Annotated in this window: 15 protein-coding genes; 7 read left to right on the plus strand and 8 right to left on the minus strand. The window is 33.7% G+C overall.

Going from position 1 to position 19,487, the window contains the following annotated elements; genetic code table 11:
• Positions 1–176: 176 nt before the first annotated feature.
• Both QL232_RS14015 and QL232_RS14020 read left to right on the plus strand, forming a co-directional pair.
• Complete coding sequence (locus QL232_RS14015) at positions 177–2,057, plus strand: glycoside hydrolase family 13 protein (protein WP_281614562.1); 1,881 nt, start codon at positions 177–179, stop codon at positions 2,055–2,057.
• Positions 2,058–2,201: 144 nt separating this feature from the next.
• Positions 2,202–2,657: a hypothetical protein gene (locus QL232_RS14020; protein ID WP_168881617.1), complete on the plus strand. Its 456-nt coding sequence runs from the start codon at positions 2,202–2,204 to the stop codon at positions 2,655–2,657.
• Between the two features lies 1 nt (position 2,658).
• Here QL232_RS14020 and QL232_RS14025 read toward each other — a convergent pair whose 3' ends face one another.
• The gene (locus QL232_RS14025; RefSeq protein WP_168881616.1) at positions 2,659–3,462 is read right to left on the minus strand and encodes an inositol monophosphatase family protein; all 804 of its coding nucleotides are present in this window, start codon (positions 3,460–3,462) and stop codon (positions 2,659–2,661) included.
• A gap of 153 nt (positions 3,463–3,615) precedes the next feature.
• Between QL232_RS14025 and QL232_RS14030 the strand changes: the two genes are divergently transcribed.
• Complete coding sequence (locus QL232_RS14030; protein WP_281614563.1) at positions 3,616–4,242, plus strand: DUF4251 domain-containing protein; 627 nt, start codon at positions 3,616–3,618, stop codon at positions 4,240–4,242.
• Positions 4,243–4,299: 57 nt separating this feature from the next.
• On the opposite strand, the gene QL232_RS14035 is transcribed toward QL232_RS14030, so the two are convergent.
• Positions 4,300–6,594 carry a transglycosylase domain-containing protein gene (locus QL232_RS14035; protein ID WP_281614564.1) on the minus strand — a complete coding sequence of 765 codons (2,295 nt, stop codon included), beginning with the start codon at positions 6,592–6,594 and terminating at the stop codon, positions 4,300–4,302.
• Positions 6,595–6,799: 205 nt separating this feature from the next.
• Between QL232_RS14035 and QL232_RS14040 the strand changes: the two genes are divergently transcribed.
• Positions 6,800–7,390 (plus strand): NAD(P)H-dependent oxidoreductase, encoded by a 591-nt coding sequence (locus tag QL232_RS14040; RefSeq protein WP_281614565.1) that lies wholly within the window; start codon positions 6,800–6,802, stop codon positions 7,388–7,390.
• A 73-nt stretch (positions 7,391–7,463) separates the two neighbouring features.
• Here the strand turns inward: QL232_RS14040 and QL232_RS14045 are convergent, their stop codons facing one another.
• Entirely contained in the window at positions 7,464–8,702 is a 1,239-nt protein-coding gene (locus tag QL232_RS14045) for an aminotransferase class I/II-fold pyridoxal phosphate-dependent enzyme (protein WP_168881612.1), read from the minus strand.
• 232 nt (positions 8,703–8,934) lie between these two features.
• On the minus strand, positions 8,935–13,185 hold the full coding sequence (locus QL232_RS14050) for a CHAT domain-containing protein (RefSeq protein ID WP_281614566.1): 4,251 nt from the start codon (positions 13,183–13,185) through the stop codon (positions 8,935–8,937).
• 255 nt (positions 13,186–13,440) lie between these two features.
• Here QL232_RS14050 and QL232_RS14055 point away from each other — a divergent pair, with 255 nt between their 5' ends.
• A complete protein-coding gene (locus QL232_RS14055) occupies positions 13,441–14,151 on the plus strand; it encodes an NUDIX domain-containing protein (protein ID WP_168881610.1) in 711 nt (236 codons plus the stop codon).
• A gap of 67 nt (positions 14,152–14,218) precedes the next feature.
• Here QL232_RS14055 and QL232_RS14060 read toward each other — a convergent pair whose 3' ends face one another.
• From QL232_RS14060 to QL232_RS14070, 3 genes are all read right to left on the minus strand, one after another.
• Positions 14,219–14,716 (minus strand): ElyC/SanA/YdcF family protein, encoded by a 498-nt coding sequence (locus QL232_RS14060; RefSeq protein ID WP_281614567.1) that lies wholly within the window; start codon positions 14,714–14,716, stop codon positions 14,219–14,221.
• A 248-nt stretch (positions 14,717–14,964) separates the two neighbouring features.
• Positions 14,965–15,342 (minus strand): group III truncated hemoglobin, encoded by a 378-nt coding sequence (locus QL232_RS14065; protein ID WP_211093221.1) that lies wholly within the window; start codon positions 15,340–15,342, stop codon positions 14,965–14,967.
• Between the two features lie 5 nt (positions 15,343–15,347).
• Complete coding sequence (locus QL232_RS14070) at positions 15,348–15,551, minus strand: hypothetical protein (protein ID WP_281614568.1); 204 nt, start codon at positions 15,549–15,551, stop codon at positions 15,348–15,350.
• A gap of 179 nt (positions 15,552–15,730) precedes the next feature.
• On the opposite strand from QL232_RS14070, the gene QL232_RS14075 reads away from it, so the two are divergent.
• Together QL232_RS14075 and QL232_RS14080 are read left to right on the plus strand one after the other, a co-directional pair.
• Positions 15,731–16,435, plus strand: a complete 705-nt coding sequence (locus tag QL232_RS14075) for a Crp/Fnr family transcriptional regulator (RefSeq protein WP_281614569.1) — start codon at positions 15,731–15,733, stop codon at positions 16,433–16,435.
• Positions 16,436–16,556: 121 nt separating this feature from the next.
• Positions 16,557–18,488 carry a tetratricopeptide repeat protein gene (locus tag QL232_RS14080; RefSeq protein WP_281614570.1) on the plus strand — a complete coding sequence of 644 codons (1,932 nt, stop codon included), beginning with the start codon at positions 16,557–16,559 and terminating at the stop codon, positions 18,486–18,488.
• Position 18,489: 1 nt separating this feature from the next.
• On the opposite strand, the gene QL232_RS14085 is transcribed toward QL232_RS14080, so the two are convergent.
• Positions 18,490–19,284 (minus strand): murein L,D-transpeptidase catalytic domain family protein, encoded by a 795-nt coding sequence (locus QL232_RS14085; protein ID WP_168881605.1) that lies wholly within the window; start codon positions 19,282–19,284, stop codon positions 18,490–18,492.
• Positions 19,285–19,487 lie beyond the last annotated feature (203 nt).

The raw sequence follows: 19,487 nt of genomic DNA on the forward strand, positions 1-19,487 counted from the left end.
TTTAACCCATTTTTATAATAGTTGTATACTTGATGGTATTCAATGTATACCACTTGTACCCTTATGAAAATTGTAATTTGATACTGAAAATCTCATGTTTGTAAAGTGTTCGGGATACATTAATTCACAAACACTAGAATTCGTATATTAGAGTTATTACTTCAATAAATATGAAAATGAGAAATATCAAGTCAGTATTAATTACTTTATTATTTGCCATCTCATCTGCAGTAATGGCAAAAAGTTCTACTGTCATTGACAGAGTTGAACCTGCCTTTTGGTGGGCTGGAATGGTTCACCCAGAACTTCAATTATTAGTTCATGGAGATGACATTTCAAACTTAAATGCAACAATCAACTATGATGGTGTTACTTTAGACCAAACCATTAAAGTTGAAAATCCAAATTATTTATTTTTAAACTTAACACTTGCTAAAGATGTTAAGGCTGGATCTTTTCCTATTGAATTTAAAAACACAAAAGGTAAAGTAGTATTTACTTACACTTATGAGTTGAAAGAGCGTAGAAAAGATTCTGCAGCAAGAGAAGGATTTAACAAAAGTGATATCATGTACCTAATTACTCCAGATAGATGGGTGAATGGTGATGAATCAAATGATAAAGTTCCTTCAATGAGAGAGGATGTAAACCGTTCTTTAGAAGGTGGTCGTCATGGTGGTGATATCCAAGGTTTAGTTAATAGCCTAGACTATATCGACGAAATGGGATTTACTGCAATTTGGGTAAACCCGTTGTTAGAAAATGATATGGATTCTTATTCATACCATGGTTATTCTACTACAGACTACTATAAAATTGATGCTCACTACGGATCAAATGAAGATTATGTGAATTTCGTAGCAGAGGCTAATAAAAAAGGAATCAAAATTATCATGGATATGATTGAAAACCACTGTGGTTTAAACCATTGGTGGACTAACGACCTTCCAACAAAAGATTGGTATCACTATTCTGATATGAAAGAAAAGCCTGTGACATCTCACCAAAGAGTAACTGTTGCTGACCCTTATGCTACAGAGACAGATAAAGCGAGACACTCTGATGGTTGGTTTGTACAATCAATGCCAGACTTAAACCAAAAGAACCCGTTATTAGCCAACTACTTGATTCAGAACTCAATTTGGTGGATAGAATATGCTAACCTAGGTGGTATTCGTCAAGATACTTATCCATACCCTGATCCAGATTTCATGACAGAGTGGACAAGAAGAATTATGCAAGAATATCCAAACTTCAATATTGTAGGTGAAGAGTGGACTTCTAATCCGGCATTAGTTTCTAGATGGCAAAAAGGTAAAGAAAATCAAAATGGATATGTTTCTTATTGCCCATCAATGATGGACTTCCCAATCCAAGAAGCATTAATCAATTCATTAAATAAAGAAGCTGCTCAATATACTCAAACATTTAATGAAGTATATGAAAAGTTAGCGATGGACTTCTTGTATTCTGATCCAGCGAACTTGGTTACTTTCCCTGATAATCATGATACTCCTCGTTACTGGAACCAAATCAACGAAGATTTTGATTTATACAAAATGGGATTAGTATATATCTATACAACTCGTGGTATTCCTCAAATTTTCTACGGTACAGAAATCTTAATGGGTGTAGATGATGAAACACAACATCACAACCATGGTTTAATTCGTGAAGATTTCCCTGGTGGATGGAAAGGTGACAAGGTCAATGCATTTACTGGAGAAGGGTTGACTGCACAACAAAAAGAAGCACAAGAGTTCATGAAGAAGTTAACGAACTTCAGAAAGAACAATCCTGTATTACACACAGGTGAATTGAAGCATTTCTCTCCTTACAAAGAGGTGTATGTAATGTTTAGATACAATGATTCTACTAAGATCATGTCTATTTTCAATAAAAATAAGCAAGAGACAAAAGTAGATTTAGGTCACTACCAAGAAGTATTAAAAGGAGCTACTAAAGCGACAGATGCACTTACTGGTAAAACTTATGACCTTTCAAACGGAACAATCACAGTACCAGCTGTTTCAGGTACTATGCTGATTGTAGAGTAATGAATAAGTAATTAATAGGTAATATATATTGTAAAGAGGCACCTCTTCTGAAGTGTCTCTTTATTTTTATAAGAAAAAAATCTATTTTTGTTGTTCATAGGCTTAGTTTGATTGTCTATGAATGAGACTACTAACATAAAAGCAATGAATAAATTATACATACTTTTACTTCCAATAGTGTATCTATTCAGTGCCTGTGAACCAGTTAATGAAGATGGAGATATTTTAGAAGCAGACCCAGTTGGGAATGTTTTCCATGATGTTGAACCATTATTTGTAAAAGATTCGCTGAGTCAATTGGCAGTGAATGTAAAAATTTTAGGTTGGCAAAGAACGGAACGAGACAAATACACTTTACATTATCAGCTGATAAATGACTCAACATTAGAGACATTTGCAGAAGCATCCATTGCCTATAATGTATTGGAAATAAGAAACGGATTTTTAAGTCATCACTTAGAGTTTGATGGCTTGGATAGTGCAACTAGGTATTATTTGGAGCTAGTCTCTCAGTATGAGCAACAATTATCGAATATCGATGTGTATGAACTTTATACTGGAGGGTATGACTTTTCTGAAGATTCAGTAGAAGTGGAATAGATTAACTATTCCACTTTTTGTATATAATAGACTGCATTTCTTTATGTATGTCTGCTGGAGCAGCAATAATTTCTCTGTCCTCTATATAATTTTCAGTATTAGAGAATGTAGAAACCACTCCACCAGCTTCTTTAACAATAATACTTCCACCGGCAACATCCCAAGCATTAAGGTTGTACTCAAAGAATCCTTCTAACCTTCCACAAGCTACATAAGCTAAATCAACTGCTGCTGATCCAAGTCTTCTTATGCCATGGCAACCTTCCATCATACCAGATAGAATATTCATGTATTGTGGCATTTTTTCAAAGTTATAATAAGGGAATCCTGTCGCAATTAATCCTGCTTTCAATTCTTTTTGAGGTGATACAGAAATTCTTTCACCATTCATATACGCACCACCGTCTTTCCATGCATAGAAACATTCATTGAGGTTGACTTCTCTCACTACACCGATGCAGTAATCATTATTGGAAACTAAAGCGATACTAATCGAAAAAATAGGTATACCGTGAATGAAGTTGGTAGTGCCATCTAGTGGGTCGATAATCCAAGTGAAACCATTTTCAGTAGGTTTATTGGTGCCTTCTTCTCCTAGAAAACCTGCACCTGGCAATATATTGGTTAGCCCTTCTACAATCTTTTTCTCTGCTGTTTTATCAACATAAGAGACAAGATCATTTAATCCTTTGTATTCAATTTTTGATGGGTCGAAGTTTCTGCGTTCTATAGCGATAAATTCGCCAACTTTTTCTGTAAGTTTGACAACCTTATGCGTAATTTCTTTTAATCTTTTTGCGTCCATTGTGGTGTGTTTATTTTGAAAGTTATAGAGTGTTGAGATTTTAGTGTTTTTATTCAAACTCAATATTAATCATAAATTGATATATTTTAGGTAATAATTAATGATATTCCTCTCGGATTCGATCGTTTTATTGTGTAAATTAAAACATACATTATGAAAAATTTATCTAAAAACATCAATCTTGCATTTGCATCTCTTTGTCTAATCTTATGCTGTTCACTATCAAGTTATGCACAAGATAGTACTTCAACGAGCTTAACGAAACAAGAGTTAAAAGCCCAGAAGAAAGCTGAAAAAAAAGCCAATAAAGAAAAGAAAAAAGCTGCAAAGTTAGCAGAGGAACAAGCGGAACATGATAAAGCTGTAACTGCTTTGGTTACAAAAAGTTTTACATTGCAAGCGAATCAGGCCTACGATAGAAGAGGTCAGACAATTAATGTTGATGCTAGTCTCAACTTTGTAAGAGTTGAAGGTGATAGAGCTGTGGTACAGTTGGCATTCCCTCAATTAGTTGGATTTAATGGAGTAGGAGGTGTTACTGTAGATGGTAATATCACAAACTATGAAATCAAGAAGAATGAAAAAACAGGTACAACATCTGTAACATTTCATGTTCAAGGACCTACAATGATGGCCAATGTAACCATTGATTTAGAAAAAGATGGAAATTGGGCCAATTCATCGGTAGAAGGAGATTTTAGTGCAGCTGAACTTAATTTCAGAGGTGTATTAGTCCCTAACTTTGATAGCGATAGTTACGAAGGAACAACTCGTTACTAGAAATACATTAATTAAAAAAAGAGGAGTAAGATGAACTATCATCTTACTCCTCTTTTTTTATTCAGATTTATATCTTTTTTCTCTTCTCTTTTTCCTTTTCTCTTTACGTTCTTCTTTTCTCTTTTTCTTCTCTTCTGCTGATTTTGTCTTGAAGATATTGTTGAAAAACATCTTTACATCTGTATCCTCTTTATAGTCTTCACAATCCAAGCAATCAGAAAGGTGGTGAGGTAAAGCAGGAAAAGGTGAAAAGTAGGTCGTACTTAGTTGATGATCCTTCTGGATTTGTTGTAAAGTAAATGCTGTAATGGGTAAAGCTAACGTACTACCTGCTCCATAACTTCCTGAAGAAAAATGGACCGCATTGCTTGAAGCACCTACTCTTGTTACCATTACTAAATCTGGGCTGAATGAGGCGAACCATGCATCACCATAATTTTGTGATGTACCTGTCTTTCCAGCTAAAGGCAAACGAATGCTGTAGCGACCTCTGATAGATGCTCCAGTACCCTGTTGAATACCTTTTTGTAAAATAGCACTCATTTGCATTGCAGTTTCCTCAGTAAAAACTTGTTTTGCCTCAGGATGTTGTGGTGCTTCATAGAGAATTTTGCCTTCAGGAGTTTTTATTGATAATACAAATTCAGGTTGCACTGTTTTACCATGGTTAGCAAATGCAGCATATGCTTTACACAGTTCATATACTGAAGCATCCATGGTGCCTAATGCGGTAGAAGGGAAGTCTTTTATTTCAGTAGAGAAGCCCAAGTTTTGCCAAATATTTTGCAAATCATCGAAAGAAGTTTGTTTGTATAAGTTTACGGTTGGAATGTTTAAAGACTTAGCTAATGAAGCGGCAACTGAATACATTCCACCTTCAGTTTTACTATAGTTGGCAGGTTTCCAATCGTCTTCATTTTCGACTTCATATTCATTTTTGAGGTACTTGCATGGTTTTGTCCCATCTTCAATTGCAGTAGCATATAAAATGGGTTTAAAGGTGGAAGCCAATTGCCTTTTTGCTGTGATTTGATCGTAGGGATGACTATTGAAATCAATTCCTCCTACATAGGCTTTCACTTCACCTGTTTTCGTGTCCATGGCCATAAATCCAGCATGTAGCAGAAGCATTTCTTTTCGTATACTATCCTTTACTGATAATTCTTCGGCTTTTTTTTCATCCCAATCAAAATATTCTTGCATGTATTTATCGTTGGGGCGGTTTAATTTATCAAAAGCGGCATCTACTCTCAAGCTTAATGACCGTTTGTACTTTGCTAAATCATACTGCTTATTTAGTAGTTGTTGCATTCTACTTAAATGCTTTTTAAATGCATTTAATACATATTGTTGGAGCTCAATATTTAAGGTGGTTTCTATGAGAAGACCATCACTTTCAATATCATAATTGGTATTATGGGCTTCATTGTAAGCGTTTAATTTCTCTTGAGCATGCTTCTTTATTTGATGAAGGTAATAATCAGCTATTCCATCATTTACTTTATTAGCATAATCAAGCTTTAGAGGAAGTTTTGAAAGCTTATTGTATTCTTTTTGTGTGAGATAGTCATATCTAAGCATCTGATTTAAAACGACGTTTCTTCTTTTCAGTGCATGATCGGGATAAAGCCTTGGGTTGTAATATGTATTAGCCTTCAACATTCCGATTAATACTGCAGCTTCCTCTGTCTTAAGGTCTTCCACTTTTTTATTAAAAAATCGTTGCGATGCAGTACCAATGCCATAGATACTTTCACCAAATGGAACGGTATTCAAGTATAAACTTAAGATTTCTTCTTTGTTGTAAAGTCTTTCTAATTGATGAGCAATCTTAATTTCACCAGATTTATTAATCAACATACTAAACGGACCGTAATCCTTACGTCCATACATGTTTTTTGCCAACTGTTGTGTAATGGTACTACCGCCTCCACTACTTTTATCACCTAATAGGATACTTTTTACTAAAACTCTTAGAACACTTCTAGAATCAACTCCTTCATGTTCGAAGTACCTTGCGTCTTCTGTAGCGACTAACGCATGGACTAAAGCAGTTGGTAGTTCTTGGTATGAGACATTCGTTCTATTTTCGGCAAAAAATTTACCGATGAGTTTGCCTTCATCTGAATAGACAAGTGAAGCTACCTCGTTTTCATAAGCAAGTAATTCCTCGTCGGAGTAAGAAGTGCCAAAAAATCCACCAAGGAAAAGTACCAGCATGAGGCACCCAAGACCAATTAGGCCGAGAATAATCCATAAGACTTTCGTTTTATGGAGTAATAATATGTTGAATACATTTTTCATTGAAGGCTGAATTTTATTAGCCCACAATGATTTAATATGATCTATCATGATCAATGAATCGAAGTTTGTTGAAAGATGTAATTATACGGTTGGGGAACCTATTTTAATGACAAAGGTAAACATTTTTTGAGATGTGTTTGTTGTGATTGGGTTTAAGCTTTCCAGAGAGCAGTTTTTTATATTAATAGATTATAATAAGTGACTTGTATAGGAGTAGCTATACGTTTAATTGTTAAAAAACATCATAATTACTATGAACAAAATATTAGTTATAAACGCCGGACAGAAATTTATGAACAACGGAGGTACTTTAAATAATGCCGTTGCAGACTTTACAATAAACTATTTTAAGAATTTAGAAGGATTTGATATTAAGTATACCCATATCGAAGAAGGGTATGATATTGAAGATGAAATATCAAAAATGGTTTGGGCAGATATAATTATCTATCATACACCAATATGGTGGTTCTCTTTGCCATTTGGCTTTAAAAAATATTTGGATGAGGTGCTAACTTCAGGATCTGGTAAGATCTATGCAAGTGATGGTAGACATAGAACAGCTCCTAAATTAAATTATGGTTCAGGAGGATTATTAAAAGGGAAGAAATATATTCTAACAACAACATGGAATGCTCCTGAAGAAGCCTTCACAACAGAAGGAGAAATCTTTCAACAAACAAATGTAGATAATGGAGTAATGTTTGGATTCCATAAAATGAATTTGTTTATCGGCTTAGAAAATGCTTTTTCTTTCCATTTTTATGATGTTTTGAAAGATCCAAAAATTGAAGACGATCTTAAGAATTATCAAGTGAAATTAGATCACCAATTTAAGAAATAAAGCTTTTTAAAAAACGAAAAAGCCAATCATAAAAGAATATGATTGGCTTTTTTATCTATAAGCTAATTTGTGACTATTTAGCAGCAGCTAATTGTACACAAACACAAAGAACTCTCATTGCTAATTTAATCTCACCCATTGATGGTAAAGTTGGTGCAATACGGATATTCTCATCTTTTGGATCATTCTTGTAAGGGAATGTTGCTCCAGCTGCAGTTAATTTAACGCCAGCTTCAGCAGCTAATTTTACTACTTCTTTTGCACATCCTTTAGGAACATCCAAACTAATAAAGTAACCACCTTTTGGTTGTGTCCAAGTAGCGATGTCTTTACCACCTAATTCTTTTTCAAGAATCTCAATTACCGCTTCAAACTTAGGAGCGATGATCTTAGCATGTTTCTTCATGTGTTTTTCAACACCTTTGAAATCTTTGAAGAAACGAGTATGACGTAATTGATTTAATTTATCTGGACCAATTGTAGACATTGATAAATGCCCTTTCATCCAATTGACGTTTTCTAAAGATGCACCCATAGCAGCAACACCTGCACCTGCAAAAGAGATCTTAGAGAATGATCCGTAGATCAACACTCTATTTTCTGTTCCAGCTTCTTTACAAGCGTCAAAAATGTTAGCTAATTCATCTTGGTCTTTCGATAAGTGATGAACTGTATAAGCGTTGTCCCACATGATACGGAAGTCTTTAGCTGCAGTTTCCATAGTTGCTAAACGCTTCACTGTCTTTTTAGAACAAGTAAATCCTGTAGGGTTAGAATATTTAGGTACTACCCAAATACCTTTGATACTTTTATCTTCAGCAACCAATTTTTCTACAACATCCATGTCAGGACCTTTCTCAGTCATTGGTACTGTAATCATTTCGATACCGAAGTGCTCACAGATAGAGAAGTGACGGTCATAACCTGGAGAAGGACAAAGGAACTTAACTTTTGATTGTTGTCCCCAAGGTTTTTTGCTTTCTGGGAAGCCATGAGTAATCGCATGAGAAATAGTATCATGCATTAATGTCAGTGATGAGTTACCTCCAACGATAATTTCATCAGTAGAAGATACTTCAAGAAAATCCTTGAAAATGGCTTTCATTTCAGGAATACCATCTAGGCCTCCATAATTACGAGTATCAGCACCAGCTACTGTCTTGTAATCTTTTGATGTTACAAGATCAAGCATAGGCAGTGATAGATCTAATTGTTCAGCACCTGGCTTGCCTCTAGTCATGTCTAATGCAAGTCCTTGCTCTTTGTACTCTTGGTACTTCTTCTTTAATTCTTTCTTTGTTAGTGAAGCCATGTTATTGGTTGATTAAATAATCTTCTTGAAACACTAATGTTTGTTCAAAACTAGGAGTATTTTCTGATAATTTAAATTATTTGATCAATAATTTGAGAGATATTTAATCAAACAAAGGTATAGTAACGAAAATTTAAATTATGGTTTGAATTATAACACCATTTTTAGGATATGATAAAAAAGGCCTATTGATCACTGATATCAATAGGCCTTTTTTTGAGTTGAAGTGGATCTAGATTTTACCAATCATGATAAATGCACCCCAGTATTTTGGTTCAGGATATTCTTCCCTTAATTGCTTCTTGGCTAATGAGAAGGCTTCTCTTTTGTTCTTTCCTTCTTTTAACCATAAATGATAGAAGTTAGTCATAAGCTTTTGTGTCGCCTCATCTGATACTTCAAATAAACTCATGATAATATTATCAGCGCCAGCTACAAGGAATGATCGCTGTAAACCATATACTCCTTCACCTACCTTGTTATCACCTTTACCTGTTTCACATGCAGACAATACAACAAGTTCTGTGTTATCAAAGTTGAGGTTCATGGCTTCGTAAGCCGTTAATACACCTTCTTCTTTATTGAAAGCATAAACATTATCAGACTCCATTAAATCACCTGCATTGGTAAGTAATAGTCCAGAACGTAAAAGTGGGTTGATGTTTTCTTGCGTATTGAAAATTGACTTTGTTTCATCGTTTTCAATATCATCTAGGAAGAAACCGTGAGTAGCAATATGGAATACTCTAGGTGACTGTAGGTTCTTTACAGCTGTTTCTGTAGCATCTTTATGTAAATAAACCGCATCATTTGTATGATCTTCTGAAGATAATAGTTTATCCAAGGCAATGATTTCTTGATAAGTACCAGGAAGCTGAGTAATTGGCCTCATTGTGTACTTATTGTATTGCTCAGGCTTTAAATCTTTATAGAAGACAGGGTTGCCAAATAAAGACACATTCATATTGTCTTGTTTAGTTCCTCCTTTAGTAAGTACCTCAGTGGTAGAACTTGTAAGTACGATGTGGTTCTGATCGATAACATAAGTACCTTTGTCTAAATCTACAGGAATCGATTCTAAGTTAATTTGGTTATAAACTCCATCGGCAGAGAAATATACTGTAGTACCTTCACCAATCACTTCATAAATTGGTTTCCAGTACGTATTGTACGATTCATCATCAGGGAAACTGAATATTAAGTTACTCTTATAATAACCTAAACCTTCAGATTCCAATAGAGTACCATTTGGAATTAGCTTAACAATAGGAGCAGACTTAGTTTCAGGAGTTAGAATTAAAGCAGCATAACAGATAGAATCTGTGTATACATTAGTAAATGCTCTGAAACGAATAATTTCAATAGCTGCTTCCCCTTCTTTCAGTCCCTTTTGGATATCCTTCCACTTATATTCTTTCTTTCCAAGGTCATTAAATACACTAGATCTTTCACTCAACTCTTTCTCTAAAGTATTGATTTCTCTCTCTAACGTTTTAACGTTTACTCCTTCTTCAGTTCTTTGCTCAACTGACATGGCAAATACCTTTGTCAGAATTTCTTTCTTCTCAACCCAATTTTCAAAATCTTTGATAAGTAATGAATCACCACTATTCATAATCTGATTTCTAATTTTTACTGAAGAACTCAATAAAAGTGGCTTTGTAGCTAATGCATAGTTATACATATCGCCATATAGCTTTTTCTTATTGTATTTTGTAGCGAGTGTATAGAAGAAGCTATAGTCCTTTTGGATCGATTGCCAGTATTTAGATTTTTCCTTAGCACTTAAAGTGGGGAAGTATTCGTTGATGAATATTTCATTTTGAGCTAAAGCTTTTTTAGCATATTTATTTGCCTTACTGTATTCTCCCATTGCATAATATGCTTGACTTCTCTTCAAAGTAGACTTCACATATAACGGGTGGTCTTTAGTAAATAAACGGCTGTAAATTTTTTGTGATCGTTCATAATAACCTTCTGCTTGATGATAGAACTCTCTTTTCATTTCAAGATCACCTAACAATGAAGTAATCTCAGCAGAGTTGGTGTTATTTTCAGTCTTCAATTTGTCTACCCAAATAGCATCAGCTTGTTTTAGTAAATCTTCTGCTTCAGCGTATTCATGTACTTGAAGTTTAGCAAGAGCCAAGTTTTTCAGTGTGATGGCGAAAACAGGATTGTCTTTCCCAAGTTGAACTGCGATAATATTAACTGCATCTTTAAAAAGGTGCATCACATCCTCGGCAGGGTAACCTAAATAAAGACCAATCAAGGCCAATTGCGTATAACCTTTTGCTACTTCTGTATGGCGTTCGCCATAGATTTTTTTACTTAGCTCAATTTGCTTCTGTGTATATTCTTGGGCCAATTCATAGTTACCCATAGCAACAGCAATCTCAGATTGGACTTCTAAAGGATCAATACTTTGTTTTGCTCCTTCTCCAAAAGTCTTAACACTAATGTTGTAAGCATTTCTGCCAATAGAATCAGCTGCTATATAATCACCCTTTAAATAAGAGAGTCTTGCTAATTGAGTATAAGGAACAATCAATAATCTACTTTCATCTCCAAACCTAGCTTTTCTGTGTTCAATAGATTTATTGATAATATTTTCTGCATCTGAGAAATATTCTTTCTTTAGGTAAACAAATGCATGGGTGTCTGCAAACTGAGAAGATGCAATCTTACCAGGAGAGTTTTTAGATAAACGATTAGCCTTCGATAAATTTTGTGTGGCTTCATCGTACTGACCAGTGATCGCCTGGAACCTTGCTGCAGTTTCTAAAACAATAGCATGTGTTGTATTTTGAGTTCCTTTTCTATAAGAGTGGTTCTCATATAAGTTCAATAACTCGGCAATCTGTCTATCTGCATCAGTATATTCCCCTAAGTCGATAGCATATGATGCAGTACTTTGTAATCCAGCTGCATATTCCAAGTGGTCTGTACCATAATAATCAGCATATGCTTTTTTGATACTAGCACTTAACACTGCAGCTTTTTTAGTATCACCCATTAAAGCAAAGTAATTTGCTCTTTCTTTTTCAGCCTCTAACCTTTTGTAGTGATGAGGGCTTAATCTTTCTTCTATAATAGGTAAGTGGTATGCAAATAAGCTGTCTGCTCTTTGGAAATTATTAGAATGTAGCGTTAAGAATGTTGCTTCTTCTACTTTAGCGATATGAAAAGCAAGTGATTCTTTCCCGATTACTTTTTCGGTAGTATTGATATATTCTTGTAAAGCTTGCTCAGCTAATACTTCATTTTCAACAGCTAAGGCAACTTTATAAAGGAGTTCATTTGTAAGGATATACTCTTTGTGATTTTCAGGTAAGTTACCCTCTTGATAAGTATCTTTAATAATACGTAGCGATTTGTCAAAGTTACCTTTCAAGTATTCATCCTTGGCAATAAGTCGGTTTGACTTTGCTTGTTCCAAGCTATTTTTACCAAAGTATAAAGAAGTGTTTGTATCAAACTCCCATTGCGTTTTATCCCCTTTGAAGTGGAATCTTTGCCATGCATAGTAATCTACTAGGTCTTCCTGAATTTTGAAGTATAATTTATGGCTAATCCCTAATACTCTTTCTGCTCTATAAATGTTTTTCTCGAGCATTTTCTTAGGAGTTAATGGATCAATTCTACTTTCAATAAGATTTAAAGTTCTTTCATGGTAGTTGGCAATGTAGCTCTCGTCATCTTTTCTAATATTAGTATCAATCCATCTTTCAGCATTGATCAAGATAGAATCGGCCATAACATAATCCCCCATGAGGCGATATAGCTTTCCTTCTAATGTTAAAGATTGAGCAAATTGTCTTTCAAGACGTTTCTTTTCTCTAAAAGTATAGGTGTGATCAGAGTGTTTGTTACTTCTGGTATGATAGATATTTTGACTTTCAGAAGTCGCAAATTCTTTACAATATTCCTGATACTTGGCCATAAAGAACTGAGCGCTGTCATAAACACCTTGTTCTAGGTAGATATTCGCTCTTACTTTATTGTAAATTAAGTTAAAGTCTTTACCTCTTTCTGCTAATTTTTTAACATTTTGATCTTTTTCTGAGACCTTTTCTGCGGTTTCAAATAAGTTTTTTGCAGTGACTATATCACTGTAATCCAAGTACAAATCAGCTGCAAGAAGCAGTGAATATACGTACCCGAAATTTCCATTTCTTCTTTTCTGTGCAATCTCTAGAAATTGAGCAGTAGACTCTTCAAAATCTTTAAACTGTGTTAAAGCTAACTGATAATGTGCTCTATAATAAAGTACATCTATAAGTGCGGAATCTCTTTTTTTAGCCAGATTTAATGCCTTAGAGTTCCATTCTAGGGCTTTTTTGTATTCACCGTCATCAGCATATTTTTGACTGATGCCAATAAGGTTGTCAATTTTGTCATTTAGTTTATCAGCTTGTACGCTTGATGGAAAAAAGTATAAAGTCAAACAGCTTAGGAGAAATATGTAGGCTTGTTTTGTCATAGTTGATTCAATTTTTAAGAAGCTTGATCTTATGAAAATAACTAATTTTCTCAAATCATAATGTAAATGTAAATAAAAATTAATAGAATCTTTTTAGTAATTAGATTTGAGTGAATAAGACGTAAGTATAACTGTTATTTTCAAGGAAAATTTTATATTTACATTTAGAAAACGAAAAATCATAAAAATACTACACAGTTTAGGTAGTGAATAAACATTACAGAAATAGAATTTCTGCTAAAGAATATATAACATATGAACGAATATTATAACAGTGCCTATAAGCCACTTTTAGCAATAGATTGTGTAATTTTTGGATACGAACAAGGAGAATTAAAAGTATTATTGACTAGACGTAAAGTGGATCCTTACAAAGGGGCATGGGGTTTAGCAACAGGTTTTCTTCACTTTGGAGAATCTTTAGATTATGCAGCAGAACGTGTATTAAAAAAACAAACAGGTTTAGATAGAATTTATATGGACCAGTTAAGTACATTTGGTGAGGTTGACCGTGACCCTGAGGCGCGTGTAATTTCATTAGTGTACTACGCTTTAATTAAGGTTGAATCTCAAGACGAAGAAACGTTAGAGAGAAACCAAGCACAATGGTTCCCAATTACAGCTTTACCAAAATTAATGTTTGACCATGAAACAATGATTCAAATGTCTTGGGGTAAGCTAAGAAGAAAGTCAAGATACCAACCTATCGGTTTTGAGTTACTTCCAGAGAAATTTACTTTACCTGAATTACAATCATTATACGAGGCAATTCACCAAAAACAATTCGATAAACGTAACTTTAGAAAGAAAATTTTAGCTACAGGTCTACTTAAAAAATTAGATGAAAAGCAAAAAGGAGTGTCTAAGAAAGGTGCTTACTATTATGTTTTCGAAGAAGGTAAATACGATGAGTTGATCTCTCAAGGATTTAACTTTGAATTAAAATCTATGGCATTTGGTTCATAGTAATTATAAAAATTAAGGCACCGTATTTTAAAATACGGTGCCTTAATTTTTATTTCGAAAAGATCATCTACTGATCTTCTATTTTTTCTTTCTTGCCTAAGAACTTTGGTTCTTTGTGAATAATGTAAAGGTCTAAGAACATCTTCAATCGAGCAAAGATTTCTCGGATGTGGACGTAATATCCTTTTTCGATAGGAACGTCATTGGCACAATATCCATAAGCATTTATTCCATGGCTTCGACCAATAAATATGGCTCTTTCAATGTGAAATTTTTGTGAAATAATGATGAACTTATCTTGACCAAAAACTTCTTTAGCTCTAATTACTGAATCTAAAGTTCTAAACCCTGCATAATCCATCACTATTTTTTTAGGATCAACTCCTGCTGTAATGAGCGCTTTTCTCATTTGTTTGGGCTCGTTGTAATCTTCAGTCTTATTGTCTCCACTTACGATAATGAAATCTACTTTCTTATTCTTTATTAGGTGTACAGCAGCATCAACTCTGAAATTGAAATAAGGATTGGGTGATCCATTTCTCAGAAATTTGCTTGTTCCTAACATTAATCCAGTTTTACATGAGATCTCTGGATTTTTTGAGTTTAAGATGTAGGTGTCACTTTTATAACTAACGTAATAGCTGAAAAACACTGCAAACAAAAGAAGTAGTCCACAACTGAGAATGCTGCTAGTTAAAAGTAATTTTAAAATCGTATTTCTTTTCATTCAAAACTATATTCTACTATAAAGATAGTTTATGAATTCTAAAAATTGACCTAGAAACCCATTTTGCTTAAATATATTTTGAAAATTTAATCTCTAGCCTGGAATATTTTCATGAAAAGCATATGCGACATATTTCTAGCTCTAGATTTTAAAAGTTGGGCATTTTCACCATCAAATAGTTCGTCTATGGTATTAAACCATAATTGTAACCAAAACCCAAAGTGTTTTTGTTCAATGGTTCCTTTCTTGTCAACATTTTGATGTACAACAACTGGATTCCCTTTGTACTTGGAAACAAAGAATAAGTTGCTTTCCCAAAAATCATACATCCTTGGAAGATGTGTATCCCAATTAATTTTAACTATTTCGTCAAAGAAAGGACCTAATTCTTCATGTGCTCTTACTTTCTCATAAAATGTATTCACCAAGAGAATAACATCTTCTCTATCTTTTAAATCATGCATAATGTCTATTTATTTTGAGCTTTTGTACTTTTGTCAGCCAACATACCTGTAAAACCTACAAAGCCAATTCCCAAGCCTGCACAAACCCATGTGATAAACATAACGGTATCAACTCCTGAGAACAGTGAGACTAAAGTGAGTACAATAGTAAAAGAAACTAATGTAAAAATGAATAAATAAAATAGAACTAATTTTCCTTGAGTGTTCATAGTGTTAACTTTTTGTGTTTTTATCATTTGATATCACAAAATTAGTAGATGCACTTCGGGAAAAATCTGTGCAATTTGCCATCAAAACCTGATAAAAATCAGAAAATGTGAATGTTATTCTAATTCAATCCACTTGATGTAAACTTTACTATTACATCAATTAATGATATATTGCTAAAATGAAGTTCAAAAAACCGGACTGTTTAAAATGCCCAGTAAGATCATTATCCATCTTTGAACATGTACAAGAAGATGATTTAGTTGAGATATCAACAACCAAAGGATTTTCTAATTATAAAAAAGGAGAGAATATTTTTAGAGAAGGGCAACCTGCATTAGGTATTTATATTTTACATAATGGAAAAGTAAAGATTACTAAAACAGGTGTCATGGGTAGAGAGCAAATTGTCTCATTTGCAAGGCAGGGTGAAATTATGGGGTATAGACCCATGCTTTTGGAGGAGTCTTACGACATATCCGCAATTGCCATAGAAGAATCAACAGTTTGCTTTATTCATAAGAATAAAATCCTTCAGTTGATAGAGCAGGATAAAGATTTTGCTCTGAAATTAATCCGTACTGCATTACAAAGTTCAAAGAAAGTAACAGAAATTGTTTCTTCATTATCACAAAAAACGGTAAGAAGTAGAGTAGCAGAATCACTATTAATTATTAAAGACGAATTTGGTGAAGACGCTCAAGGTAATATCGATGTGGTATTAAGTAGAGAAGACCTTTCCGCCATGATTGGCACCTCATCAGAATCATATATCAGAATGATAAAAGAATTGATAGACGATGAAGTGGTCACAAAGGAAGGAAAGAAATTTAAGATACAAGACGAACAAACTTTAAAAAGAATAGCGGAAAAGTATGATTACTAGAACTTTAAATTAAGTTAAATAAGTAGTAATGTTTATTAATAAGAACATCGATTGGTACCAATTGTGGGTTATTAATAATAGAATAAATCAAATTACTGCCCCGCTACTAAATTATTCATTTATGAAAGCTATTATTAAACATACTCTTACACTGATTGTTACATTTTGTGCCTCAATGCCCATTCTAGCTCAGAATTGGATGCAGGAAGGGTATGAACATGCTCAAAAAGGTGAAGTGGAGCAAGCAATAGCTTCTTTCAGCAAAGAAATTGATTTTAACCTGATGAATGATATCGCTTATTTAGAAAGAGCGAAAATGTATTTACAGGAAGAAAAATATGATGCTGCGATAGCGGATATCAACCAAGCAATAACAATTGATGCAGTTAGACCTGTCGGATACTACTTGAAAGGGTATATTCATATGAATACAGGAAATCTTGATGAAGCCATCAATGAGTTTACCATCGCAATAGATCTAGATTCTAATTTCGTTAATGCATATGTGTTTAGAGCTGAAGCATACTCTAACCAGTCAAAGTATGAAGAGGCTGTAAAAGATTATGACCAAGTTCTGAAGATAACACCTAATGCAGGGATGTATTATCATAGAAGAGGATATGTTTTAATGAAATTGCATCAGTTTAAAGATGCTGTGAATGATTTTAATACTGCGATAACTTATGAACCAGGGTTAATTGATGCTTACATTTATAAAGCCGAGATCTTTGCCCAAGAATCAAATATTGATTCAACATTAGAAAGTATTCAAGAAGGTCTGTTAATTGATCCTCAAAATATTAAACTTCTAAGTTTAAAAGGCGATTGCTTTGGGAGTTCATTAAATTATGATGAAGCATTAAATGCTTATAACCTTGCATTACTGTATCACCCTAATTATGCTTATGCATATTGTAGAAGAGGGGAGTTGTATGTGAAAATGGGAAAAGTTGAATTAGCTGAGTCAGACTTTAAAAAAGCAACAGATATTGCACCGGAATATAGTTATGCTTATTTAAATAAAGGAAAGCTAGCTAGTTATCTAAAAAGGTATGAAACAGCGATTTCTGATTATGATTCAGCAATTGCTCATGCTCCCAATTATTATACAGCATATCTAGAGAAGGCAAAAGCACAATTGGCAATCAGAGAAATCGATTCAAGTATCTTTACTTTAAAAGAAGCCGAAAAAATCAATAATGATGAGGCGTATTTATACTCGCTTTTAGGTAATGCTTATTTAGCAAAAAAAGAGTTTAAAGTATCAATTACGGAGTTCTCAAAAGCAATAGAAATCTCACCAAAATATGGATATGCACTTCAGCAAAGGGGTTATACTTATTTCTTGAATAAGCAGTATGATAAGGCCTTAGCGGACTTAAATAGATCTATCGTCTTATCTTCTAATACAGCCAAAGTATATTCTTATAGAGGAGATGTTTTAATGGCAATGAAGAAAGTAGATGAGGCAATGAAAGACTATGATAAAGCATTGACTCTTTATCCTAATTTCAGTTATGTGCTACATCAAAGAGCTTGGGCTTTTATTAAGACAAAAGAATATTCTAAAGCAATTTTAGATTTCTCGAAGTTAGAAACTTTAGGTAAATCGAAGTATGTGGATATGTACGGAAAAGGAGTAGCTTACATGGAAATGGGCGACCTCTCAGCATCGAACAAGGTACTTAAAAATGCAGTGGATATGTACCCTAATTATTCATCAGCAAGAGTTCTTTTAGGGTATAATCTTGCGATCATGGGTGAAAATAAATTAGCTAAAGATCAGATTGAAGATGTACTATCACTAAATAAAAACTCTAAAGAAATTAAAGGTGTACAAGGAATAGTTTCTTATAATGAAAGAAACTATAAGAAAGCCCTTAAGTACTTCAATGATATTTTAAAGAATAATCCTGACGATAAGCGTATCGTTTATTATAGATCACTGACATACGCAAAATTGGGGAAAAAATCTAAAGCAGAATCAGACTTACAAAAGGCAAATACACTAGGATACACTGGTGCTGAGGTATTGTCTTTGAATAAGAAATAAATTACATATCATCAGGTAAACCGATCGGTTGAACCTTTGAAGGGAAGGAAGCTGTATATGTCGATAACAACTCTAATGTATTATCCGGCAATGAATATAGGTTTTCTTCCTTTTTATATTCTTGATTAGTATAAATGTAGAATACACTACCTCCCTTTATTGCTTGAATGATGTCTTTGTGTTCTTTATACGGTACAGCAGGGCATCCATAAGATCTACCCATGTATCCGTTACTCTCTAAGAAATGTTTGGATACATATTTTGCTGGGTGCATCACTATCGCTCTTTCTCGAGCTTTATGGTTAAGCTGTCGTTGTAAACCATCCAGTTTCAGAGATAAACCATATTTGCCTCTATACGTTTCCGCAGCTTTGTAAAAACCAATACTACTCTTTCTGGAATTGATGATATTACTGAACTTCTCGGCATACATTAACCCAGAGTTTCTACCATGAGCAACATATGTGTTGATCAGTAGTTCACCTTTCATTAAATCGAAAATATATAATCTTTTATTTTTGGATGGCTGCGAGAAATCAACAATGCTTAAAACTCTTGTATTCTTTATTTTATTCTCATTGATAAGGTTGAGGTATCCTGTCATTCCTTCTAAAAAGGCATCAAAAGATAAACCATAATTCTCTGCATGAGTTTTTGTATACAGGTCTCGGATTAAATCTGTCGAATTTATGCTAGTGGTAATTTCTTCACTAAAGTTTGTTGTAGCCAAAGTTTCCATTGTATTACTGCTTAGCATAGTCCCAGCAATCAGTAATGTCCTAACAATGAAGTTCATATCTTGTATCAATCGTTAATATTAAGTGTTTCAAAAGTACGAAATGTTATTTGAAGAAAATATGATCTATGTTAAATAAAGGTCATTTTTAATTTTATTCTGTGATTTTTAAATAAAGATTAATAAATAAATAATAATTTTATATCTAAGAAGATCTAACTTTCCTATTTTTTTGTTTTATGAACGACGCTAAACTGTAATAA

Origin of the sequence: Flammeovirga sp. SubArs3, from assembly GCF_947387565.1 — a bacterium.
Taxonomy (GTDB): domain Bacteria; phylum Bacteroidota; class Bacteroidia; order Cytophagales; family Flammeovirgaceae; genus Flammeovirga; species Flammeovirga agarivorans.

What these genes read in the sequence shown, in the direction of transcription:
- QL232_RS14045 (WP_168881612.1), bottom strand. Translation starts at nt 8,702, where the DNA reads ATGGCTTCACTAACAAAGAAAGAATTAAAGAAGAAGTACCAAGAGTAC.
- QL232_RS14075 (WP_281614569.1), top strand. Translation starts at nt 15,731, where the DNA reads ATGAAGTTCAAAAAACCGGACTGTTTAAAATGCCCAGTAAGATCATTA.
- QL232_RS14070 (WP_281614568.1), bottom strand. Translation starts at nt 15,551, where the DNA reads ATGAACACTCAAGGAAAATTAGTTCTATTTTATTTATTCATTTTTACA.
- QL232_RS14030 (WP_281614563.1), top strand. Translation starts at nt 3,616, where the DNA reads ATGAAAAATTTATCTAAAAACATCAATCTTGCATTTGCATCTCTTTGT.
- QL232_RS14015 (WP_281614562.1), top strand. Translation starts at nt 177, where the DNA reads ATGAGAAATATCAAGTCAGTATTAATTACTTTATTATTTGCCATCTCA.
- QL232_RS14020 (WP_168881617.1), top strand. Translation starts at nt 2,202, where the DNA reads ATGAATAAATTATACATACTTTTACTTCCAATAGTGTATCTATTCAGT.
- QL232_RS14035 (WP_281614564.1), bottom strand. Translation starts at nt 6,594, where the DNA reads ATGATAGATCATATTAAATCATTGTGGGCTAATAAAATTCAGCCTTCA.
- QL232_RS14040 (WP_281614565.1), top strand. Translation starts at nt 6,800, where the DNA reads ATGAACAAAATATTAGTTATAAACGCCGGACAGAAATTTATGAACAAC.
- QL232_RS14025 (WP_168881616.1), bottom strand. Translation starts at nt 3,462, where the DNA reads ATGGACGCAAAAAGATTAAAAGAAATTACGCATAAGGTTGTCAAACTT.
- QL232_RS14050 (WP_281614566.1), bottom strand. Translation starts at nt 13,185, where the DNA reads ATGACAAAACAAGCCTACATATTTCTCCTAAGCTGTTTGACTTTATAC.
- QL232_RS14085 (WP_168881605.1), bottom strand. Translation starts at nt 19,284, where the DNA reads ATGAACTTCATTGTTAGGACATTACTGATTGCTGGGACTATGCTAAGC.
- QL232_RS14080 (WP_281614570.1), top strand. Translation starts at nt 16,557, where the DNA reads ATGAAAGCTATTATTAAACATACTCTTACACTGATTGTTACATTTTGT.
- QL232_RS14065 (WP_211093221.1), bottom strand. Translation starts at nt 15,342, where the DNA reads ATGCATGATTTAAAAGATAGAGAAGATGTTATTCTCTTGGTGAATACA.
- QL232_RS14060 (WP_281614567.1), bottom strand. Translation starts at nt 14,716, where the DNA reads ATGTTAGGAACAAGCAAATTTCTGAGAAATGGATCACCCAATCCTTAT.
- QL232_RS14055 (WP_168881610.1), top strand. Translation starts at nt 13,441, where the DNA reads ATGAACGAATATTATAACAGTGCCTATAAGCCACTTTTAGCAATAGAT.